This window comes from Stutzerimonas decontaminans, from assembly GCF_000661915.1.
GTDB classification, from domain to species: domain Bacteria; phylum Pseudomonadota; class Gammaproteobacteria; order Pseudomonadales; family Pseudomonadaceae; genus Stutzerimonas; species Stutzerimonas decontaminans.
The window spans coordinates 2,509,600-2,530,275 of record NZ_CP007509.1 but is presented as its reverse complement, the minus strand read 5'-3'; the positions used below and the strand labels follow the sequence as shown (position 1 = coordinate 2,530,275).

General features: G+C 60.5%; 20 protein-coding genes. 12 read left to right on the top strand and 8 right to left on the bottom strand.

Annotated elements, in window-relative coordinates:
- The first annotated feature begins 3 nt into the window (after window positions 1-3).
- From UIB01_RS11645 to UIB01_RS11635, 3 genes are all read left to right on the top strand, one after another.
- The gene (locus UIB01_RS11645; RefSeq protein ID WP_038660446.1) at window positions 4-609 is read left to right on the top strand and encodes an arylesterase; all 606 of its coding nucleotides are present in this window, start codon (window positions 4-6) and stop codon (window positions 607-609) included.
- A 43-nt stretch (window positions 610-652) separates the two neighbouring features.
- On the top strand, window positions 653-934 hold the full coding sequence (locus UIB01_RS11640) for a hypothetical protein (RefSeq protein WP_038660443.1): 282 nt from the start codon (window positions 653-655) through the stop codon (window positions 932-934).
- A gap of 67 nt (window positions 935-1,001) precedes the next feature.
- Window positions 1,002-1,967, top strand: a complete 966-nt coding sequence (locus UIB01_RS11635) for a L,D-transpeptidase family protein (protein ID WP_038660440.1) — start codon at window positions 1,002-1,004, stop codon at window positions 1,965-1,967.
- Between the two features lie 63 nt (window positions 1,968-2,030).
- Here the strand turns inward: UIB01_RS11635 and UIB01_RS11630 are convergent, their stop codons facing one another.
- Window positions 2,031-2,285, bottom strand: a complete 255-nt coding sequence (locus UIB01_RS11630; protein WP_003294452.1) for an Lpp/OprI family alanine-zipper lipoprotein — start codon at window positions 2,283-2,285, stop codon at window positions 2,031-2,033.
- Window positions 2,286-2,673: 388 nt separating this feature from the next.
- Here UIB01_RS11630 and UIB01_RS11620 point away from each other — a divergent pair, with 388 nt between their 5' ends.
- Window positions 2,674-2,949 carry a GNAT family N-acetyltransferase gene (locus UIB01_RS11620; protein ID WP_038660435.1) on the top strand — a complete coding sequence of 92 codons (276 nt, stop codon included), beginning with the start codon at window positions 2,674-2,676 and terminating at the stop codon, window positions 2,947-2,949.
- Between the two features lie 49 nt (window positions 2,950-2,998).
- On the opposite strand, the gene UIB01_RS11615 is transcribed toward UIB01_RS11620, so the two are convergent.
- Window positions 2,999-4,075, bottom strand: coding sequence for a 3-deoxy-7-phosphoheptulonate synthase (locus UIB01_RS11615; RefSeq protein ID WP_038660432.1), 1,077 nt, complete (start codon window positions 4,073-4,075; stop codon window positions 2,999-3,001).
- A 264-nt stretch (window positions 4,076-4,339) separates the two neighbouring features.
- Between UIB01_RS11615 and UIB01_RS11610 the strand changes: the two genes are divergently transcribed.
- Both UIB01_RS11610 and cysB read left to right on the top strand, forming a co-directional pair.
- A complete protein-coding gene (locus UIB01_RS11610; RefSeq protein WP_038660428.1) occupies window positions 4,340-5,296 on the top strand; it encodes a putative 2-dehydropantoate 2-reductase in 957 nt (318 codons plus the stop codon).
- 178 nt (window positions 5,297-5,474) lie between these two features.
- On the top strand, window positions 5,475-6,449 hold the full coding sequence (gene cysB, locus UIB01_RS11605; RefSeq protein WP_038660425.1) for an HTH-type transcriptional regulator CysB: 975 nt from the start codon (window positions 5,475-5,477) through the stop codon (window positions 6,447-6,449).
- 82 nt (window positions 6,450-6,531) lie between these two features.
- On the opposite strand, the gene UIB01_RS11600 is transcribed toward cysB, so the two are convergent.
- Window positions 6,532-7,266, bottom strand: a complete 735-nt coding sequence (locus UIB01_RS11600) for a phosphoadenylyl-sulfate reductase (RefSeq protein ID WP_038660421.1) — start codon at window positions 7,264-7,266, stop codon at window positions 6,532-6,534.
- A gap of 192 nt (window positions 7,267-7,458) precedes the next feature.
- Here UIB01_RS11600 and thrH point away from each other — a divergent pair, with 192 nt between their 5' ends.
- Complete coding sequence (thrH, locus tag UIB01_RS11595; protein WP_038660418.1) at window positions 7,459-8,076, top strand: bifunctional phosphoserine phosphatase/homoserine phosphotransferase ThrH; 618 nt, start codon at window positions 7,459-7,461, stop codon at window positions 8,074-8,076.
- A 37-nt stretch (window positions 8,077-8,113) separates the two neighbouring features.
- Here the strand turns inward: thrH and pabB are convergent, their stop codons facing one another.
- The 4 genes from pabB to rloA are packed head-to-tail and all read right to left on the bottom strand — an operon-like array spanning window position 8,114 to window position 12,576.
- Entirely contained in the window at window positions 8,114-9,460 is a 1,347-nt protein-coding gene (pabB, locus tag UIB01_RS11590; RefSeq protein ID WP_038660415.1) for an aminodeoxychorismate synthase component I, read from the bottom strand.
- A 59-nt stretch (window positions 9,461-9,519) separates the two neighbouring features.
- On the bottom strand, window positions 9,520-10,503 hold the full coding sequence (locus UIB01_RS11585; protein WP_038660412.1) for an alpha-L-glutamate ligase-like protein: 984 nt from the start codon (window positions 10,501-10,503) through the stop codon (window positions 9,520-9,522).
- Window positions 10,504-10,506: 3 nt separating this feature from the next.
- Complete coding sequence (rloB, locus tag UIB01_RS11580; protein ID WP_038660409.1) at window positions 10,507-12,033, bottom strand: osmotic stress tolerance membrane protein RloB; 1,527 nt, start codon at window positions 12,031-12,033, stop codon at window positions 10,507-10,509.
- A 6-nt stretch (window positions 12,034-12,039) separates the two neighbouring features.
- Window positions 12,040-12,576, bottom strand: a complete 537-nt coding sequence (gene rloA / locus UIB01_RS11575) for a retropepsin-like aspartic peptidase RloA (protein ID WP_038660406.1) — start codon at window positions 12,574-12,576, stop codon at window positions 12,040-12,042.
- A 269-nt stretch (window positions 12,577-12,845) separates the two neighbouring features.
- Between rloA and UIB01_RS11570 the strand changes: the two genes are divergently transcribed.
- The 5 genes from UIB01_RS11570 (at window position 12,846) to prpF (ending at window position 19,653) form a co-directional block, all read left to right on the top strand.
- Window positions 12,846-13,571, top strand: a complete 726-nt coding sequence (locus tag UIB01_RS11570) for a GntR family transcriptional regulator (RefSeq protein WP_038660403.1) — start codon at window positions 12,846-12,848, stop codon at window positions 13,569-13,571.
- Window positions 13,568-14,455 carry a methylisocitrate lyase gene (gene prpB, locus UIB01_RS11565; protein ID WP_038660400.1) on the top strand — a complete coding sequence of 296 codons (888 nt, stop codon included), beginning with the start codon at window positions 13,568-13,570 and terminating at the stop codon, window positions 14,453-14,455. The genes UIB01_RS11570 and prpB overlap by 4 nt, the downstream gene beginning before the upstream one ends.
- Before the next feature lie 95 nt (window positions 14,456-14,550).
- On the top strand, window positions 14,551-15,678 hold the full coding sequence (gene prpC / locus UIB01_RS11560) for a bifunctional 2-methylcitrate synthase/citrate synthase (RefSeq protein WP_038660397.1): 1,128 nt from the start codon (window positions 14,551-14,553) through the stop codon (window positions 15,676-15,678).
- A gap of 75 nt (window positions 15,679-15,753) precedes the next feature.
- A complete protein-coding gene (gene acnD / locus UIB01_RS11555; RefSeq protein ID WP_038660394.1) occupies window positions 15,754-18,357 on the top strand; it encodes a Fe/S-dependent 2-methylisocitrate dehydratase AcnD in 2,604 nt (867 codons plus the stop codon).
- Between the two features lie 108 nt (window positions 18,358-18,465).
- Window positions 18,466-19,653, top strand: coding sequence for a 2-methylaconitate cis-trans isomerase PrpF (gene prpF / locus UIB01_RS11550; protein ID WP_038660391.1), 1,188 nt, complete (start codon window positions 18,466-18,468; stop codon window positions 19,651-19,653).
- A gap of 92 nt (window positions 19,654-19,745) precedes the next feature.
- On the opposite strand, the gene ppsR is transcribed toward prpF, so the two are convergent.
- Window positions 19,746-20,564 (bottom strand): posphoenolpyruvate synthetase regulatory kinase/phosphorylase PpsR, encoded by an 819-nt coding sequence (ppsR, locus tag UIB01_RS11545; protein WP_003284586.1) that lies wholly within the window; start codon window positions 20,562-20,564, stop codon window positions 19,746-19,748.
- Window positions 20,565-20,676 lie beyond the last annotated feature (112 nt).

The window sequence follows — 20,676 nt, the reverse complement described above, 5'->3', positions numbered from 1 at the left end:
CCGATGCGAAAGTGGCTGAAATGCGGGGTTCTGGCTTTGCTGTGCTGGACTCAGGGAGCCCTGGCCGGAACCGTACTGGTGGTCGGCGATAGTATCAGCGCGGCTTTCGGGCTGGAAACCAGCCAGGGCTGGGTGCATCTGCTGCAGGAACGACTGGTCGAGGAGGGCAAATCGGTACGCGTGGTGAATGCGTCGATCAGCGGCGACACCACGGCTGGCGGGCTTGCGCGGCTCGATCCGTTGCTCGATGAGCATGCGCCTGAGGTGGTGATTCTCGAGCTGGGGGGCAACGATGGCCTGCGCGGTCAGTCGCCGGTGCAATTGAAACAGAATCTTGCCGAGATGATCGACCGCAGTCGGCAAGCCGGCGCTGATGTGTTGCTGCTGGGCATGCGCATGCCTCCCAATCTGGGCCAGCGCTATACACGCGCCTTTGCGGATGCTTTCGACTCGGTCGCGGCCGAGAAGCGCGTTGCCTATGTGCCGTTCCTGCTGGAGGGGGTAGGTGGCGTTTCTGGGATGATGCAGGGCGACGGCGTTCACCCGACAGCGGAAGCGCAGAATCTGCTGCTCGAGACGGTCTGGCCAGCGCTCGAACCCTTGCTTTGAGACGTGTGCGCAGCTACTGTCGCGCCCTCGATTGGAGCCCCAGATGTCGCGCTCAGCCAGGACCCTTTACGCTTATCGAATCATCGTGCCGGACGAGCAGTACGACATGTTCGCCTGCCGCGAAAATCGACTGCACCTGGCGTTGCGGCAGCTCGAGCTGAGCGGTAGCGCAGACCGTACGCTGTGTGGCGGTCTGCTGCCTGCGCAGCCTCGCTGGCGAGAGCTCGAGCGCGCCACGCTGAAGGACCGACAGCTGTGCCCGAATTGCAGGCAATTGCTGGAGGCACGGCGCAAGGGCCTTCCGTCTGCCACCGCTGCCTGGTAGCTCACGTTTCGCCCGGTTCACGTACAATCGCACCATTCCCATCATCCAAATTCTCAAGGATCTCTGAATGCTTTCGCGCGCGTTTGCAGTCGCCTCCTGTTTGTCACTCGCTGCTTTGCTTTCAGCAGGCACCAGCGCGGCGCTCGAGCTGCCGTTACCGCCCGAGGGCGACGACATCGTCGGTCAGATTCAAGTCATCAAAGCCAAGTACGAAGACACCTTCGCGGCCATCGGTGAAGCTCATGATCTTGGCTATCTGGAGCTGGTAGCGGCCAATCCGGGCGTCGATCCCTGGCTGCCAGGCGAGGGCACCGACATCATCTTGCCGACCCGCTTCATACTGCCGCCGGGGCCGCGCGAAGGGATCGTGATCAATATCGCCGAGTACCGGCTGTACTACTATCCGGAAGGCAAGAGCGTCGTGCACACATTTCCGCTCGGCATTGGCCGCGAGGGTTGGGGCTCGCCGGTCGGCAATGCTCGCATTTCTGCCATGACCAGTAACCCCGCCTGGTATCCGCCGCAGTCGATCCGCGACGAGCATGCTGCCGACGGTGATCCGCTGCCGACCGTGGTTCCGCCAGGCCCGGATAACCCGTTGGGCCCGTTCAAGATGACGCTTTCGCTGCCGGGCTACCTTATTCACGGCTCCAACAAGAAGTTCGGCATCGGCATGCGAGTCAGTCATGGTTGCTTCCGCATGCTCAACCACAATGTGCTGGAGCTGGCGAAGATGGTGAAGGTGGGTACGCCGGTGCGTATCGTCGATGAGCCATACAAATTCGGCGTGAGTGAGGGCAAGGTTTATCTCGAAGCTCACGCGCCGCTGGAAGACGGCGAGGAGAAGACGCTTACGCTGATGGACAAGCATGCTGTCGTCATCAACACGTTGCTCAAGCGTGACGAGGCGGCCGGCAAGCTGCATTTGGATTGGGAGATGGTGCGCGAGATCATCGCCGGCGAGGATGGCCTGCCAATCCAGATCGCCGAGCAGCGTACGGAAGTGGCGGTCCATGAGGAGCAGTTGTTCTGACTGCTTTTATGAGTGCATAAAAAAAGCCGACCTTGTAGGTCGGCTTTTTTATTTTCTACAAGCTTACTTGCGGCTGGCACGTTCCAGCATACGCAGAGCACGCTCGTTGGCTTCGTCAGCAGTCTGCTGAGCCTTCTGAGCGGCGGCCAGAGCTTCGTCGGCCTTGCTGTACGCTTCGTCAGCACGAGCCTGGGCGCGAGCAGCGGCGTCTTCGGTCGCGGTCAGGCGAGCTTCGCTTTCTTTGGTCATGCTGTTGCTGCAACCGGTAGCCAGAACTGCGGCCAGAGCCAGAGCAGAGAATTTCAGAACGTTGTTCATCTTGTTCCCCTTAAGGTGGAAATCCATAAAGCAACTTCCGTTATGGAAAGTTTGCGCGCACATACTACCTATAACTTAGCTTAAGTAAACTGAGTGGGCGTATGCGCTACAGCTTTTTTTTCAAACTGCCTTTGCTTTGCCTCTCATCTCGACAAGTTGGATGAAAAACATCCAGTTTAGATCGGGAGTTACACCCTTCATAGTTGCCTGAGTCCTCAGCTGGACGAAAGTTCCTGTACTGGGCGGGCAAATATTGATCAACGCAAGGCTGGTCGAATGGGTTCGAAACAGGTAGAAAAGGCAGCTAAGAATTTGGGCTGCCGAGTTCTCGTCGTAGGCGCAGCCATCCAAGAACAAGAAGACAGGGCAATCCTGCTGAGGAGTCAAGATGAGCGATACGGTGCGCGTGCGCCATGACCTTGCTGGTCACCGCTTCGAAGCCGAGATCGATGGCCATTGCGCTTATCTGGTCTACATGGATCTAGGCAAGCAGACCTTGGACATATACCGGACTTTTGTTCCGGACGCATTGCGCGGTCGAGGCATTGCTGGTGTCCTGGCACAACATGCTCTCGATTACGCCGAGCGCGAGGGTTATCAGGTGATTCCTTCGTGCTCCTACGTCGAACGTTATATCGAGCGCAATCGACCCGTCGCGGGATAGGGCCGAGTCGAATCCAAAAAAAACGCCGGGAGACCGGCGTTTTTTCGTTTCAGCCGCGCTGCCGCTTGGGCAGCACGTCCTTGAGCTTGTCGTGCATGCTCAGTACAGCCTTTTCGGTGGTTTCCCAGTCGATACAGGCGTCGGTGATGGACACGCCGTACTTCAGGTCGCACAGGTCCTTCGGAATCGCCTGGTTACCCCAGCCGAGGTGGCTTTCAACCATTAGCCCGACGATGGAGCTGTTCCCTTCAAGGATCTGGTTGGCGACGTTATCCATCACCAGCGGCTGTAGCGCAGGGTCCTTGTTGGAATTGGCATGGCTGCAGTCGATCATGATGTTCGGGCTGATACCTGCCTTGTTCAGTTCCTGCTCGCACAGTGCGACGCTGACCGAATCGTAGTTGGGCTTGCCATTGCCGCCGCGCAGGACCACGTGGCCGTAATTGTTGCCCTTTGTGGTGACGATGGACACACCGCCAGACTGGTTGATGCCAAGGAAGCGGTGCGGGCTGGAAACCGACTGCAACGCGTTGATCGCGACGGTCAGGCTGCCGTCGGTACCGTTTTTGAAGCCAACCGCCGAGGACAAGCCTGAAGCCATCTCGCGGTGCGTCTGTGATTCCGTGGTGCGGGCGCCAATGGCCGACCAGCTGATCAGGTCCTGCAGATATTGCGGCGAGATGGGATCGAGCGCTTCAGTTGCAGTTGGCAGGCCCATCTCGGCAAGGTCGAGCAGCAGCTTGCGGCCGATGTGCAGGCCATCCTGGATCTTGAACGAGTCATCCATATAGGGATCGTTGATCAAGCCTTTCCAGCCGACGGTGGTGCGTGGCTTCTCGAAATACACCCGCATGATCAGAAAGAGACTGTCCGAGACCTTTTCCGCGAGCACCTTGAGCCGCTCAGCATACTCATGGGCAGCCTTCAGGTCATGGATGGAACATGGACCGATCACGATGAACAGTCGGTGGTCCTTGCCATCGAGAATGTCGCGTACTACCTGGCGCCCATGGGAGACGGTCTGCAATGCCGAGGCGGTAAGCGGGATTTCACGCTTCAGTTGCTCCGGAGTGATCAGGGTCACGTTGGAAGCAACGTTGAGGTCGTCGATTGGTAAATCAGCCATTTGTTACTCGTCAGGAATCACGGGAGCCGTCCGCCAGCGATCCCGGTGCGGCGGAACATAGCCTGAGGGCGCAGCGGGGAAACGGAACCTTAGCGCTAATGGGCGGGCTCGACAACGGGATTGATGGCCTATTGAAGCGATCGGCACACACCGCTCGATCTCGATGGGGGTGCGTACTGTGATGCGCGCTGCTGGACTGCTATCGTTTGTTTTTTCAATCGGTTGGCGCGCAGGATACGGTCATCCGCCAGAACTGGAGTGCTTATGTCAGCAGCAAGCCCACGTATAGGGATCATCGGAACCGGTGCAATCGGAGGTTTCTACGGTCTGATGCTGGCGCGCGCCGGCTTCGATGTGCATTTCCTGCTGCGCAGCGAGTACGAGGCGGTCAGCGAACGGGGGCTACAGGTAAACAGTGCCGTGCACGGCCCGCTGGCGCTCGCGCGACCGCAGATCTATCGCGACCCATCCCTCATGCCTGCATGTGATTGGTTGCTGGTCGGCGCCAAAAGCACCAGCAACGAAGCGCTGGCTCCGACCATCGCCCGGCTAGCTGCGGCTGATTGCAAGGTTGTGGTGTTGCAGAACGGTTTGGGGGTGGAAGACGTGCTTAGAGCGTCTCTGCCGGAAAACGTACATCTCCTGGGCGGGCTGTGCGCTATCTGCGCCCATCGCTCAGCTCCAGGTGTGGTGGAGCATCAGGCGCTCGGCGGGGTGAACCTCGGCTATCACTCGGGGCCCGCAGGCGGCGATGCGCAAGCACAGCTCGCGCTGCTGAATGAAATGGTCGAAATGTTCAGGCAGGCCGGAGTGGACTCTTCGCCCATGCCTAGTCTGGCGCTGGCGCGCTGGATGAAGCTGGTGTGGAACGTGCCGTTCAATGGCCTCTCGGCGTTGCTTGAGGCGGGCACCGAAGCGTTGCTGGGCAACGACGATTCGCGGGCAGAAATAAAGGCAATCATGCACGAAGTCTGCGCTGCGGCGCAGGCGCTGGGCTGCTCGTTGCCCGAGGACTTTCCAGGGAAACTGCTGATGGGTACTTCGCGCATGCCCGATTATCTGCCCAGCATGTATCACGATCGCCTCCAGAACCGACCGATGGAGCTCGAAGCCATTTACGCGGTTCCACTCGCCGCTGCGGCCGAAGTAGGTATTCAGATGCCTAGAACGCAGACGCTGTATCACCTGCTGCGCTTCTTGGAGCAGCGAGCTGCTGACTGAGGCAAAGGTCGAGCTCGCTGTTCGCCGCGCTGCTAAGCTCAATCGGCAATGGCCGGCCCGCCCAGTCGAAGGTCGCACAGCAAAAGCCCAGCGGACGATCTATCATCCGTAGGCGCACCGTTCATGTGGTTATAAGTGTTGTGGCAGGCGCGCCGGTGCCTTTGCCTGAGGGATTTCTATGAAGCTTCAACAACTGCGTTACATCTGGGAAGTGGCGCACCATGACCTCAACGTTTCGGCGACCGCCCAGAGTCTTTTCACCTCCCAGCCGGGGATCAGCAAACAGATTCGCCTGTTAGAGGATGAGCTTGGCGTCGAGGTGTTCGCTCGGAGTGGCAAGCACCTGACCCGTGTGACACCCGCCGGGGAACGTATCATCTCTACGGCCGGCGAAATCCTGCGTAAATGTGAAAGCATCAAGCAGATCGCTCAGGAGTTTTCCAACGAAAAGAAGGGAACCCTGAGCATTGCGACCACCCACACCCAGGCACGTTATGCGTTGCCTCAGGTCATCAGCAGCTTCATCAAACAATACCCCGACGTTTCCCTGCACATGCATCAGGGGACGCCCATGCAGATAGCCGAGATGGCCGCCGACGGCACTGTCGACTTCGCCATTGCCACCGAAGGTCTGGAATTGTTCGGCGATCTGATAATGATGCCCTGCTATCGCTGGAACCGTTGTGTGATCGTGCCTCAAGGCCATCCGCTGGCGAAGCTCGACAAGCTCACGCTCGAGGCGCTCGCCGAGCACCCGATCGTGACCTATGTATTCGGTTTCACCGGCCGCTCCAAACTCGACGAGGCGTTTGGTCATCGCGGACTTTCACCGAAGGTCGTGTTCACGGCCGCCGACGCCGACGTGATCAAGACCTATGTGCGGCTTGGGCTGGGGGTTGGCATCGTTGCGCGCATGGCGGTGGACTCAAAGCTGGACTCCGACCTCGTGGTGCTGGATGCCAGCGAGCTGTTCGAATCCAGCGTGACCAAGATCGGCTTTCGTCGCGGGACCTTTCTGCGCGGCTTCATGTGCGACTTCATCCAGCAATTTGCTCCGCATCTGAACCGGGACATGCTGGAAAAGGCGATTCAGTGCCGCAACAAGGCGGAGCTGGATGAGCTGTTCGACGGCATGGAATTGCCCACCTATTAATCGATGATGGACAGGCCGGGCTCCAGAATCCCGGCCTGCGGCATCGAATCTCCTGCCGGCCGCCGCGCGAGCTGACGCCTTATCAGCTCTTGGCGATCAGATTACCGGCGTGCAAACCGCATTCCTTATGCGTCGCTTCTTCCCACCACCAGCGGCCCTCGCGCTCATGCTGGTTGGGGAGTACCGCGCGTGTGCACGGTTCGCAGCCGATGCTGATGAAGCCGCGCTCGTGCAGGCTGTTGTAGGGGATCTCCAGCATGCGGATATAGCCCCAGACTTCCTCACTGGTCATCTGCGCCAGCGGGTTGAATTTGTACAAGGCATTTTCCGGCGTGGAGAAGGCCGTATCCAGCTCCAGCACCGATACCTGGCTGCGTGTGCCGGGGCTCTGATCGCGACGCTGCCCGGTAGCCCAGGCGCGGACGGTAGCGAGCTTGCGCCGCAGCGGCTCGATCTTGCGAATCCCGCAGCATTCGCCGTGACCGTCGCGGTAGAAACTGAACAGGCCTTTCTCGTTGACGAGAGGCTGCAGCAGTGCCGGGTCCGGCGTCATGATCTCAATGGCGATGCCGTAGTGCTCGCGGACCTGCTCGATGAAACGGTAGGTTTCGCTGTGTAGGCGGCCGGTGTCGAGGGTGAACACCTTGACGTTCTTGTTCAGCTTCCAAGCCATGTCCAGCAGCACCACGTCCTCGGCGCCGCTGAAGGAGATCCACAGGTCGTCGCCGAACAGATCGAAGGCGAGCTTAAGAACGTCTTGCGGCGATTTGTCGGCGTAGGCGGCAGCCAACGCGGTGACGTCAATAGATGGGATCATCAGGCGGCTTCCTTAAGGTTTGCATCGGCGCTTTGGCGCTCTGAGGCGGCGGATGGTAGCAAAAGGCGTTTATGCCGCTAAATAACGTTTAGGTACTCCGGTCAGCCGTTTCGGGTATAAGCCTTGCGTTGCTTCGGTCGCGCGCTGCGGCTAGAGTGCCGCCTTCAATTTTCTGCATTGAGGAGTGGCCCCGTGGAAATAGCCTGTCTCGACCTGGAAGGTGTGCTGGTTCCGGAAATCTGGATTGCCTTTGCCGAGGCCACCGGAATCGAATCGCTCCGGGCGACCACGCGGGACATTCCCGATTACGACGTCCTGATGAAGCAGCGCCTGCGCATTCTCGACGAGCATGGGCTGAAGCTTGCCGACATTCAGCAGGTCATTGCGACGCTGAAGCCGCTGGAAGGTGCGCCGGAATTCGTCGACTGGCTGCGCGAGCGTTTCCAGGTGGTGATTCTGTCCGATACGTTCTACGAGTTCTCCCAGCCGCTGATGCGTCAGCTGGGCTTCCCGACGTTGCTCTGCCACCGCCTCATCACCGACGAAACCGATCGCGTTGTGGACTACCAGCTGCGCCAGAAGGACCCCAAGCGTCAGTCGGTCATCGCGCTGAAAAGCCTGTACTACCGCGTTATCGCTGCTGGTGATTCGTATAACGACACCACCATGCTCAGCGAAGCCCATGCTGGCATCCTGTTCCATGCGCCGGACAATGTCATCGCCGAGTTCCCGCAGTTCCCGGCAGTGCATACCTTCGACGAGCTGAAGCACGAGTTCCTCAAGGCCTCGAACCGCAAGCTGGCGCTTTGAGCCAGTGAGATGAAGCGGCTGGCTTACGCCGGCCGCTTCAATCTGGTAGCTGCTCCAGTGTTTCCAGCAGCAGCTTCACCTTGTCGATCGATTCCTGGTACTCCGCCTGCCAGTCGGAGTCGGCGACGATGCCGCCGCCGCCCCAGCAGCTGGCCTGTCCGTTGCGGATAAGCAGCGTGCGAATAGCGATGGAGCTGTCCATCTCCCCCCTGATATCGATGTAGAGCAGCGAGCCGCAATAGATGGCGCGGCGCGTGGGCTCCAGTTCATCGATGATTTGCATTGCGCGGATCTTCGGCGCCCCGGTGATCGAGCCGCCGGGAAAGCTGCCCGCCAGAAGGTCGAGCGCATCTTGGCCGTCGGCCAGTTCGCCGGTCACGCAGCTCACCAGATGATGCACGTTGGGGTAGCTTTCCAGGGCGAAGAGCTCCGGCACGCGCACGCTGCCGACCCGACAGCTGCGGCCCAGGTCATTGCGCAACAAATCGACGATCATCAGGTTTTCGGCGCGATCCTTGTCGCTGGCGAGCAGCGCTTGCGCTTGCGCCGCATCGCTGCGCTCGTCTTTGCCGCGTGGCCGTGTGCCTTTGATCGGACGGGTTTCCACATGGCCCTGATGCAAACGTAGGAAGCGCTCAGGCGAAAGGCTGGCGATAGCGCCGTCATCCAGAGCCAGGAAGCTGGCATAAGGCGTGGGGCAAGCCTTGCGCAGTGCGCAATAGGCAGTCCAGGGGTCGCCCGAGCAATCGGCACGGAAACGCTGGGTGAAGTTGACCTGATAGCAGTCGCCGGCCTGGATATAGGCCTGGATACGCTCGATGCCGTAGCGATAGGCGTTGACGGTCAGATCGGCAGTGAAACGGCCAAGCAGCTTAAACGGAGCGCTTTCGCCAACGGCAGCCGGATCGAACAGGCTGATCAGGCGGTTGCGTTCGCTATCGGCCGCAGCTGGGTGGAACAGCAACTGGCTGGTCTGTCGCTGGTGGTCCGTGATAAGCGCCCAAGCATAGAGGCCGAAGCGTGCCAGTGGCAGACCGCTGTCATCTTCGGCGTGCTGTGGGAGGGTCTCGAGGCGCGAACCGAAGTCATAGCTCAGAAAGCCGATCAGGCCTCCAGCGAACGGTAGTTCACAGTCGCCAGGCAGTACGGCCTCTCCAAGCTCGCCGAGTGCCTGGCGCAAGCGGTGGAAGAAGTCCCGCCCGGACTCATCCTCGCCGGGCTCGAGCATCCTCACTGGCCATGCACTGAGAATGTCGAAGCGCCCGCGCTCGGCCTTCGGCCTGCCCGAATCGAGCAGGACCGCGCCCGGAGCGTGACGGATGCGTTCGAACCAGTGAGCGGGGTCCGCCTGATAGGGCAGGGCGTGCAGGGTGCAGATGGGCATGGGACAGATCGATAAGAGGGCAGCCCGTGAGGATACGCGGGCTACCCGGTTTGCGTCATTCAGGGGTGAGGCGGGACGTGTCCGAACAGCTCCTGGGAGAACTTGACGCGTTCCTCCGGCGTTTCCTGAATGCCTTTCTCCTTGAGCTCCGCCAGGCGGTTCTCAACGGCATGCGCGCGGTGCGTCAGGCCGCAATCGTTGGCAATCTGGATGTTCAGACCGGGGCGGGCGTTCAGCTCGAGAATCAGTGGGCCCTTGTCCTGATCGAGCACCATGTCGACACCGATATAGCCAAGTCCGCAGAGCTCATAGCAGCCAGCGGCCAGCTTCATGAAGCCGTCCCAGTTTGGCAGCTGCACGCCGTCCACCGCGTTGGTGGTGTCCGGGTGCTTGGTGATCTTGTTGTTCAGCCAGGTACCACGCAGGGTGATGCCGGTGGCCAGATCCACGCCCACGCCGATGGCACCCTGATGGAGGTTGGCCTTGCCGCCCGATTGCCGGGTAGGCAGACGCAGCATGGCCATGATCGGGTAGCCCATCAGCACGATGATGCGAATGTCCGGCACGCCTTCATAGCTGATGCTCTTGAAAATAGGGTCGGGCGTTACACGGTATTCGATCAGTGCGCGGTCGCGGTGACCGCCCAGGGAATAGAGCCCGGTGAGGATGTTGGAGATCTGATGTTCGATCTCCTCGTGCGTGATGATCTTGCCGGAAACGGTCTTGTAACGGCCCTCGAAACGGTCGGCGATCACCAGAATGCCGTCGCCGCCGGCCCCCTGAGCCGGCTTGACGACGAAATCGGTGTGATCCCGGACAATGTCCTTGAGCTTGTCGATGTCCTTCTCGGTCTCGATGATGCCGTACATCTCCGGCACGTGAATGCCGGCTTCGATGGCGCGCTGCTTGGTGATGATCTTGTCATCGACAATTGGGTACAGGCTGCGCTTGTTGTACTTGAGCACGTAATCCGCGTTGCGGCGGTTGATGCCCATGATCCCCTTGGCTTCCAGGGCCTTCCACGTCTTGATCAGACCGAACATGGCTCAATCCTTCAGAAAGGCTTTGAAGCGGAACAGCTCGGTCAGGCGGTAGCCGCGGTAGCGACCCATCGCCAGCATGAAGCCCACCATGATCAGCAGCACGGCCGGGAAGGTGAAGATAAAGTAGGTCAGCTCCCGGATGTTCATCAGCATGAAAGCCAGGCTGGCGGCGATCAGCGTGCCGACCGCCACCTTGAAGGCATGGCCGCCGCCACGTTCTTCCCAGGTGATGGACAGGCGTTCGATGGTCATGGTCAGGATCACCATCGGGAACAGCGATACCGACAGCCCGCGCTCGAGGCCGAGCTTGTGGCTGAGCAGGCTGATTACAGCGATTAGCACCACAACGAATGTCAGCACTACGGACAGGCGCGGCAGCATCTGTAGTTTCAAGTGCTCCAGATAGGAACGCAGGGACAGACCCAGTGCGGTGATCAGCGTGAACAGGATGATGCCGAAGCCAATCTGCGTTTCGCGGAAGGCTAGCGCGATCAGCACCGGGGTAAAGGTGCCGAGTGTCTGCAGACCGCCGAGGTTACGCAGGATCAGAATCACCAGCACGCCGATCGGGATCATGATCATGATCTGGTAGGTCTGCTGGGTCTGCAGCGGCAGGCCGTACAGCGAATACTCCAGGAAGCCCGCCTCGGTGTTCTCGTCGGTAAGTTTGGCCAGGCGGATGGCATTCATCTCGCTGTTGTTGAGCGTGAAGGTGACCTGCGGGTTGCGTCCGCCTTCCAGGCTGATCAGCGGCTCATCGCCGGTCCACCAGACCAGACGATCATTAGGCAGACCCTGCTCGCCGGTACCGGGATTGAAGAACAGCCACTTGTCGCCGTTGAAGCTGCGCAGCCAGAGCTCCGGCGTCTGGGGCTGATCGGCATTCAGGCGGATGGTGTGTACGCGCTCCATCGGCACGTGGGCGATGGACAGCAGCAGCTCGATGACCCGCGCCTTGTTCGGAATGGACGTGTCGCCACCGAGCAGCAGCTTGACGTTATCGTCGTTCGGGTTGTTGACCCGCTTGATGGCCTCGCTGATGAAGGTCTCGACGTCGGCCGAGTGCTGCCGGATCGGCGACAGCAGGGCTTCGGCAGCAATTTTCTCTGCGCCTTCGACCGGGATGCTGTCGCGGAAGATCGGGCCGTTCGCCTTGGTCTGCTCACCGCTGTAGCGCTTGGTCAGAACGAGACGGTAATAGAGGGTCTGGTTGCCGCTGGCGCGGCGTGCGGACCAGGTGACACGACGGTTGCCGTCCACCCGGTTGATGCTGACACCGTAGTTGTTGGAGATGAAGCTCTCGTTGAGGCTGACGAACTCCTGGTTCAGTGGCGGCACGTACATCTGCAGCTTCACTGGCTCGCGCGGGCTGGCCTGGAATTCGACCTTGGCGTCGATATTCCACAGATCATCGGTTTCGTCTTCGGTAACCGGAATGCCCAGTATGAAGATCTGGTAGGCAGTGATCGAAATTCCCAGAGCGACGAGGATGAAGATCAGGACTTTCAGATGCAGAGTGAGAGCGCGCATGGGGTATTACTCGTCAGCGTCAGATTCGTTGAGGCAGCCGGGCTTGCCGGCAATAAAGGTGCGACTTGGGTCTACCAGTGCGCCGAAGCGGGTGAGCGCATCGGAACCGATCAAAAGTGGGTATTGGAAAGCGGTACGGTCGGTGAGGTTCACTTCGATGGTGCGTTTTACCTTGCCCATGCACAGATCAAGCTCGATGACCGGGCGTGCGGTATAGGTTTTTTCCTCTTCCGGATCGAAGTCACCGGCCCGGCGCTTGATCCTGCTGATGCGCGCCAGCGGCCGTTCGATCGGATGCGCGTGAGCGCTATCCACCGCCAGATAGAAACGGACCCATGACTCGCCTTTGCGCTTGAAACGGGTGATGTCACGAGCGCTAAGCGATGCAGTCTGTGCACCGGTGTCGAGCTTTGCTTCCACCTCCAGACCGAAGTCAGGCAGGCCGACATTTTCGTTTAGGCCATAGATCGTCTTGTTTCCAGCCAGGCTGGTGGTGGGCAGGGTCAATACGCAGAGCAGCAGGAAGAAGGCTTTAACTCTCATGGAACCTGTTGTCGTGAGGGGGCGAATGAAATGGCTGGGTGTGCGGGCGCTGACGGGTTAGCCGAGCATCCATGGCGCGAAAGGCTGGCATTCTAGCATGCTGCTTTCAGGGCGCGGCAACGGCAGCAGCCCTGCCGGGTGGGTGGCGAGCGTGGCCTCCCGCGCTTACGACTTTAGTAAAGGTGTCGACAATCTGTCGTGGTGTTCTGTTGACTGGTTGGTGTATCGGGCGTAGTTTCGCACCATCAAAACTTGAATTGTCGACAATCATGCTGGACACCGTTGAGCTTTCACCACCGGCACACCAACTCGATAGCGGCACGCTGGCCGAGCACGTGTTCCGCCTGATACAGGCGGCTATCGTCAAGGGCGAGATCGCGCCGGGAAGCAAGATTTCCGAGCCGGAGCTGGCGCGCACCTATGGCATCAGCCGCGGCCCTTTGCGCGAAGCGATTCACCGCCTGGAAGGGCAGAAGCTGCTGGTCCGCGTGCCGCATGTTGGCGCGCGGGTGGTGTCGCTCAGTCATGCCGAGCTGATCGAGCTCTATGAGATCCGTGAGTCACTGGAAGGCATGGCCTGTCGCCTGGCCGCCGAACGCATGAGCGAGGCGGAAATCGACGACCTGCGCCGGGTTCTGAGCACCCACGAGCGCGATGAGGCGTTCCAGGCCGGTGTCGGCTACTACCAGCAGGAAGGCGACTTCGACTTCCATTACCGGATCATCCAGGGCAGCGGTAACCGCACACTGGCCAAGCTGCTCTGCGACGAGCTCTACCAGCTCGTACGCATGTACCGCATCCAGTTCTCCACCACGCCGAATCGGCCGCACCAGGCCTTCGCCGAACACCATAGGATTCTCGACGCCATCGCCGAACGCGATGGCGAGTTGGCGGAGCTGCTGATGCGCCGCCACATCGCGGCTTCCAAGCGCAATGTCGAGCGCCACTTCAAAGGTGCTCTTGAACAAACACCACACAAAAGGGGTAATGCATGACTCTTCCTTCTGCCGGTCAGCGTTTCCGTGACGCCGTGGCCAGTGAACATCCGCTGCAGGTCGTCGGTGCGATCAACGCCAACCATGCTCTGCTGGCCAAACGCGCTGGCTTCAAGGCCATTTACCTGTCCGGCGGCGGTGTCGCCGCCGGTTCGCTGGGTCTGCCTGACCTCGGCATCACCGGACTCGACGACGTGCTGACCGACGTACGCCGGATCACCGACGTCTGCGACCTGCCGCTGCTGGTGGATGTCGACACCGGCTTCGGCTCCTCGGCCTTCAACGTGGCCCGCACCGTCAAGTCGATGATCAAGTTCGGCGCGGCGGCGATCCATATCGAGGATCAAGTCGGTGCGAAGCGCTGCGGCCATCGCCCGAACAAGGAGATCGTCTCGCAGCAGGAGATGGTCGACCGCATCAAGGCGGCCGTCGATGCGCGTACCGACGACAGCTTCGTGATCATGGCGCGGACCGATGCGCTGGCGGTGGAAGGGCTGAACTCGGCGCTGGATCGTGCGGCCGCCTGCATCGAGGCCGGCGCGGACATGATCTTCCCCGAGGCGATCACCGAGCTGGACATGTACAAGGTCTTCGCCGACCGCGTGAAAGCGCCGATCCTGGCCAACATCACCGAATTCGGCGCCACGCCGCTGTACACCACAGAAGAGCTGGCGAGCGTCGACGTCTCTCTGGTGCTCTATCCGTTGTCGGCGTTCCGCGCCATGAACAAGGCTGCCGAGAACGTTTACACCGCGCTGCGCCGTGATGGCACCCAGGCGAACGTGATCGACACCATGCAGACCCGCATGGAGCTCTACGATCGCATCAACTACCACGCGTTCGAACAGCACCTCGACGCGCTGTTCGCCCAGAAGAAGAGCTGACGAGTAGCGCCCGACCGATTTGCCAGCGGGCGCTTTGCGATCCATTTTTCAACGTGATTTGCGGTATCCAGAACAAATCCAATAAGGAGATAGCAATGGCTGAAGCAAAAGTATTGAGCGGTGCGGGTCTGCGCGGACAGATCGCCGGACAGACTGCCCTGTGTACTGTCGGCAAGACCGGCGCCGGGCTGACCTACCGCGGCTACGACGTGCGCGATCTGGCGGCCGAATGCGATTTCGAGGAAGTGGCCTACCTGCTGTTCTACGGTGAGCTGCCCACCGCTCAGCAACTGGCGGATTACAAGAATCGCCTGAAGACCATGCGCGACCTGCCGCAGGCGCTGAAGGAAGTGCTCGAGCGCATCCCGGCCAGCGCACATCCGATGGACGTCATGCGTACCGGTTCGTCAGTGCTCGGCACGCTGGAGCCGGAGCTGAGCTTCGACCAGCAGCGCGATGTGGCTGAGCGTCTGATGGCGGCGTTCCCGGCGATCATGTGCTACTGGTATCGCTTCACCCACGACGGTGTCCGCATTAATTGCACCAGCGATGAAGACACTCTGGGTGGTCATTTCCTCGCGCTGCTGCACGACAAGAAGCCGAGCGACCTGCACGTCAAGGTGATGAACGTTTCGCTGATCCTCTACGCCGAGCACGAGTTCAACGCTTCGACCTTCACCGCACGGGTCTGCGCCTCGACCCTGTCCGACCTCTATTCCTGCGTGACCGGTGCCATCGGTTCGCTGCGCGGCCCGCTGCATGGCGGCGCCAACGAAGCGGCGATGGACATGATCGAGCAGTGGAAGAGTCCGGAAGAAGCCCGCGAAGCGATCCTTGGCATGCTCGAGCGCAAGGACAAGATCATGGGCTTCGGTCACGCGATCTACAGCGTTTCCGACCCGCGCAACGAGGTGATCAAGGTCTGGGCCAAGAAGCTAGCTGACGAAGTGGGCGATACCGTGCTCTACCCAGTCTCGGTGGCTGTCGACGAAACCATGTGGGAACAGAAGAAGCTTTTCCCCAACGCCGACTTCTACCATGCCTCCGCTTATCACTTCATGGGCATTCCCACCAAGCTGTTCACGCCGATCTTCGTCTGTTCGCGCGTCACCGGCTGGGCGTCCCATGTGTTCGAACAACGCAGCAACAACCGGATCATTCGGCCGAGCGCCGAATACATCGGTCCGGAACAGCGCAAGGTCGTCCCGATCGCCCAGCGTTGATCGGAGCGGGGGGCTTGTCTCACAAGCTCCCCAGACCTCGCCCCACGGAACATTACTGGATTGAGTTCTTCCGGCATGAATACACAACACCGCAAACCTTTGCCAGGCACTGGGCTTGACTACTTCGATACCCGCGAGGCGATCGAAGCCATTCAGCCGGGCGCCTACGACAAGCTGCCCTATACCTCCCGCGTACTGGCCGAACAGCTGGTGCGTCGCTGTGAGCCCGAAGCGCTGACCGATTCGCTGAAGCAGATCATCGAGCGCAAGCGCGACCTCGACTTTCCTTGGTATCCGGCGCGCGTGGTCTGCCATGACATCCTCGGCCAGACCGCGCTGGTTGACCTCGCCGGTCTGCGCGACGCGATCGCGGAGCAAGGCGGCGACCCGGCGAAGGTCAACCCGGTGGTGCCGACGCAGCTGATCGTCGACCATTCGCTGGCGGTGGAATTTGCCGGCTTCGATCCGGATGCCTTCGAGAAGAACCGTGCCGTCGAAGAGCGTCGCAACGAGGACCGCTTCCACTTCATCGAGTGGACCAAGACGGCCTTCAAGAACGTCGACGTGATTCCGGCCGGCAACGGCATCATGCACCAGATCAACCTGGAGAAGATGTCGCCGGTTATCCAGGCTCGCGGTGGCGTGGCCTTCCCAGACACCTGCGTCGGTACCGATTCGCACACCCCGCACGTCGATGCGCTGGGCGTCATCGCCATCGGCGTCGGCGGCCTGGAAGCCGAAACCGTGATGCTCGGTCTGCCGTCGATGATGCGCCTGCCCGACATCGTCGGCGTACGCCTGACCGGCAGGCGTCAGCCTGGCATCACCGCCACCGATATCGTCCTCGCGCTAACCGAGTTCCTGCGCAAGGAACGTGTGGTCGGAGCCTGGGTTGAGTTCTTCGGCGAAGGTGCCGACAGCCTGACCATCGGCGATCGCGCGACCATCTCCAACATGTGTCCGGAATACGGCGCCACCGCTTCGATGTTCTACATCGACCAGCAGACCATCGATTACCTCAAGCTGACCGGCCGCGAGCCGGAGCAGGTCGCGCTGGTCGAGCAGTACGCCAAGGAAACGGGCCTATGGGCGACGGCGCTGGAAGGTGCCGAATACGAGCGCGTGCTCGAATTCGACCTGTCCAGCGTTGTGCGTAACATGGCCGGCCCGAGCAACCCGCACAAGCGCCTGCCGACCTCCGCGCTGCATGAGCGCGGCATCGCCGACGAAGACAAGCTGGCTGCAGCGCGTGCCGAAGAGGCCGAAGGCCTGCTGCCCGATGGTGCAGTGATCATTGCTGCCATCACCAGCTGCACCAACACCTCCAACCCGCGCAACGTGGTGGCCGCCGGCTTGCTGGCGAAGAAGGCCAACGAGCTGGGTCTGGTGCGCAAGCCCTGGGTGAAGACGTCCTTCGCGCCAGGTTCCAAGGTCGCCAAGCTGTATCTGGAAGAGGCCGGCTTGCTGAGCGAGCTGGAAAAGCTCGGCTTTGGCATCGTCGCCTACGCCTGCACCACCTGTAACGGCATGTCCGGTGCGCTGGATCCGGTGATCCAGCAGGAAATCATCGAGCGTGACCTGTACGCCACCGCAGTCCTCTCCGGTAACCGCAACTTCGACGGTCGTATCCATCCGTACGCCAAGCAGGCTTTCCTTGCTTCGCCGCCCCTGGTAGTGGCCTACGCCATCGCCGGTACCGTGCGCTTCGATATCGAACAGGATGTGCTGGGCACCGACAAGAACGGCAACCCGATCACCCTGAAGGACCTCTGGCCGTCCGACGAGGAAATCGACGCCATCGTCGCGTCCTCGGTCAAGCCGGAGCAGTTCAAGCAGATCTACATCCCGATGTTCGATCTGGGCACCATCGAGGAAGCCAAGAGCCCGCTGTACGACTGGCGCCCGATGTCGACCTATATTCGCCGCCCTCCGTATTGGGAAGGCGCGCTGGCCGGCGAGCGTACGCTCAAGGGCATGCGTCCGCTGGCGATCCTGCCGGACAACATCACCACCGATCACCTGTCGCCATCTAACGCGATCCTGCTGGATTCGGCTGCCGGTGAGTACCTGGCGAAGATGGGCCTGCCGGAGGAGGACTTCAACTCCTACGCTACCCACCGCGGCGACCACCTGACCGCGCAGCGGGCGACGTTCGCCAACCCGCAGCTGGTCAACGAGATGGCCGTGGTCGGTGGCAAGGTGCAGAAGGGATCGCTGGCCCGCGTCGAGCCGGAAGGCAAGGTGATGCGCATGTGGGAAGCCATCGAAACCTATATGAACCGCAAGCAGAACCTGATCATCGTGGCCGGTGCCGACTACGGTCAGGGCAGCTCGCGTGACTGGGCGGCCAAGGGCGTGCGCCTGGCCGGTGTCGAGGTGATCGTCGCTGAAGGCTTCGAGCGTATCCATCGCACCAACCTGGTGGGCATGGGCGTGTTGCCGGTCGAGTTCAAGCCGGGCACCACGCGCCTGACCCTTGGCCTGGATGGCACCGAAACCTTCGATATCGAAGGCGAGCTGTCGCCTCGCTGCGACCTGACCTTGGTCATTCACCACAAGAATGGTGAAGAAACCCGTGTTCCGGTCACCTGCCGCCTCGATACCGCGGCGGAAGTCAGCGTGTACCAGGCCGGCGGCGTACTGCAGCGTTTCGCCAAGGACTTCCTCGGTCAGGCGTGACCGTCCGGCCTCGTAGGGTGGATGGCGCTTTTTCCATCCGCCGCATCGACCTCGCGGTAAAGCGCGATCCACCCTACGGACCATTCATTTTTCAGCCAGGAGTCACTCATGGCTCATCAGCCTCAGATCAAGATACCCGCGACCTATATGCGTGGCGGCACCAGCAAGGGCGTGTTCTTCCGCTTGCAAGACCTGCCGGAAAGCTGTCAGGTGCCCGGTGCGGCGCGCGACAAGCTGTTCATGCGCGTGATCGGCAGCCCCGACCCGTACTCGGCGCATATCGACGGCATGGGTGGCGCCACGTCCAGCACCAGCAAGTGCGTGATCCTGTCGAAGAGCACCCGACTTGATCATGACGTCGAGTACCTCTATGGCCAGGTCTCCATCGACAAGCCCTTCGTCGACTGGAGCGGCAACTGCGGCAACCTGTCCACCGGCGCAGGTGCATTCGCGCTGCATGCCGGGCTGGTGGATGCTGAGCGTATTCCGCAGAACGGCACCTGTGTGGTGCGGATCTGGCAGGCCAACATCGGCAAGACCATCATCGCCCACGTACCGGTCACCAATGGCCAAGTGCAGGAAACCGGCGACTTCGAGCTGGACGGAGTGACCTTTCCGGCTGCCGAGATCGTGCTGGAATTCCTCGATCCGTCCGACGACGGAGAGGAGGGCGGTTCGATGTTTCCAACCGGCAACCTGGTCGATGATCTCGATGTTCCCGGCATAGGTATGCTCAAGGCGACCATGATCAGCGCTGGCATCCCGACGGTTTTCGTCAATGCCGAGGACATCGGCTACCAGGGCACCGAACTGCGTGAGGATATCAACGGCAATCCGGATGCTCTGGCTCGTCTGGAGTCGATTCGTGTGGCCGGTGCACTGCGCATGGGCTTGATCAAGACCGCGGACGAGGCACTGACCCGCCAGCACACGCCAAAGGTCGCCTTCGTTTCCAAGCCGAAAAGCTATCGGGCGTCTTCCGGCAAGACCATCGAAGCCGGTGAGGTGGATTTACTCGTGCGGGCTTTATCCATGGGCAAGCTGCACCACGCGATGATGGGCACCTGCGCGGTGGCCATCGGCACCGCGGCGGCAGTGCCCGGTACGCTGGTCAATCTTGCTGCAGGCGGCGGTGAACGACAGGCCGTGCGCTTTGGCCATCCGTCCGGCACGCTGCGCGTCGGTGCCGAGGCGAAGCAGATCGACGACCAGTGGACCGTTACCAAGGCGATCATGAGCCGCAGCGCGCGCGTGCTGATGGAAGGCTGGGTGCGTGTGCCGGGCGACGCATTCTGATGCGCTTCAGCTGCCGGAAAGCGATTTTTTCTGGTTAAAAAACGCAAAAAGTCCGCACCAAGCGGACTTTTTGTTGTCTAGCGAAGCGGCGCTTATTTGAGTCGGCGCTCGACGCCTTTCTCCACCAGGATCTTGGCGGAGATTTCCTCAACCGAGAAATGCGTGGAGTTGATGTAGTTGATGTTCTCGCGGCGGAACAGGCTTTCCACCTCGCGGACTTCGAATTCGCACTGAGCGAAGCTGGCGTAACGGCTGTTGGGCTTGCGCTCGTGACGAATAGCAGCCAGACGGTCGGGGTCGATGGTGAGGCCGAACAGCTTGTCCTTGTATTCCTTGAGAACGCTGGGAAGCTGCAGGCGCTCCATATCATCCTCAGTCAGCGGATAATTGGCGGCGCGAATACCGTACTGCATCGCCATATACAGGCAGGTTGGCGTTTTGCCACAGCGGGAAACGCCGACGAGAATCAGGTCGGCCTTGTCGTAATAGCGGGTGCGGGCGCCATCATCGTTATCGAGGGCGAAGTTGACGGCCTCGATGCGCTCCATGTAGTTGGAGTTGTGGCTGATGGAGTGAGACTTCCCAACGGAATACGAGGAACGTGACATCAGCTCATGTTCCAGCGGAGCAAGGAACGAAGAAAAGATGTCGATCATGAAGCCATTGGATTCGGCCAGAATGTCACGGATTTCCTGGTTTACCAGCGTGTCGAAGATGATCGGCCGGCCACCGTCCTTCTCCGCGGCATTATTGATTTGCTGTACCATGGCACGCGCTTTTTCCGCAGTGTCTATGTACGGGCGGGTCAGCTTCGTGAAGGTTATGTTCTCGAACTGTGCCAGAAGGCTATGGCCCAGAGTTTCCGCGGTGATGCCTGTGCCGTCAGAAATGAAGAAAGCAGTTCGTTTCATGTGCCTTGGGCCTTAAGTCGAGAACGGTTCCCAGCTATAGTAGGCCCTTCGCCGAGCCCGGTTGGCGGGCATTGTTACTTATTTTGCAGGGTCGGGCCACAGTCGTGCGGCC

Bases quoted from the DNA above. Each gene is read 5' to 3' on its own strand.
- UIB01_RS11630 (WP_003294452.1), bottom strand. From the start codon at position 2,285: ATGAACAACGTTCTGAAATTCTCTGCTCTGGCTCTGGCCGCAGTTCTG.
- pabB (WP_038660415.1), bottom strand. From the start codon at position 9,460: ATGCCCATCTGCACCCTGCACGCCCTGCCCTATCAGGCGGACCCCGCT.
- UIB01_RS11635 (WP_038660440.1), top strand. From the start codon at position 1,002: ATGCTTTCGCGCGCGTTTGCAGTCGCCTCCTGTTTGTCACTCGCTGCT.
- cysB (WP_038660425.1), top strand. From the start codon at position 5,475: ATGAAGCTTCAACAACTGCGTTACATCTGGGAAGTGGCGCACCATGAC.
- prpF (WP_038660391.1), top strand. From the start codon at position 18,466: ATGGCTCATCAGCCTCAGATCAAGATACCCGCGACCTATATGCGTGGC.
- prpB (WP_038660400.1), top strand. From the start codon at position 13,568: ATGACTCTTCCTTCTGCCGGTCAGCGTTTCCGTGACGCCGTGGCCAGT.
- UIB01_RS11645 (WP_038660446.1), top strand. From the start codon at position 4: ATGCGAAAGTGGCTGAAATGCGGGGTTCTGGCTTTGCTGTGCTGGACT.
- UIB01_RS11640 (WP_038660443.1), top strand. From the start codon at position 653: ATGTCGCGCTCAGCCAGGACCCTTTACGCTTATCGAATCATCGTGCCG.
- acnD (WP_038660394.1), top strand. From the start codon at position 15,754: ATGAATACACAACACCGCAAACCTTTGCCAGGCACTGGGCTTGACTAC.
- prpC (WP_038660397.1), top strand. From the start codon at position 14,551: ATGGCTGAAGCAAAAGTATTGAGCGGTGCGGGTCTGCGCGGACAGATC.
- rloB (WP_038660409.1), bottom strand. From the start codon at position 12,033: ATGCGCGCTCTCACTCTGCATCTGAAAGTCCTGATCTTCATCCTCGTC.
- rloA (WP_038660406.1), bottom strand. From the start codon at position 12,576: ATGAGAGTTAAAGCCTTCTTCCTGCTGCTCTGCGTATTGACCCTGCCC.
- UIB01_RS11620 (WP_038660435.1), top strand. From the start codon at position 2,674: ATGAGCGATACGGTGCGCGTGCGCCATGACCTTGCTGGTCACCGCTTC.
- ppsR (WP_003284586.1), bottom strand. From the start codon at position 20,564: ATGAAACGAACTGCTTTCTTCATTTCTGACGGCACAGGCATCACCGCG.
- UIB01_RS11600 (WP_038660421.1), bottom strand. From the start codon at position 7,266: ATGATCCCATCTATTGACGTCACCGCGTTGGCTGCCGCCTACGCCGAC.
- UIB01_RS11610 (WP_038660428.1), top strand. From the start codon at position 4,340: ATGTCAGCAGCAAGCCCACGTATAGGGATCATCGGAACCGGTGCAATC.
- UIB01_RS11570 (WP_038660403.1), top strand. From the start codon at position 12,846: ATGCTGGACACCGTTGAGCTTTCACCACCGGCACACCAACTCGATAGC.
- UIB01_RS11585 (WP_038660412.1), bottom strand. From the start codon at position 10,503: ATGTTCGGTCTGATCAAGACGTGGAAGGCCCTGGAAGCCAAGGGGATC.
- UIB01_RS11615 (WP_038660432.1), bottom strand. From the start codon at position 4,075: ATGGCTGATTTACCAATCGACGACCTCAACGTTGCTTCCAACGTGACC.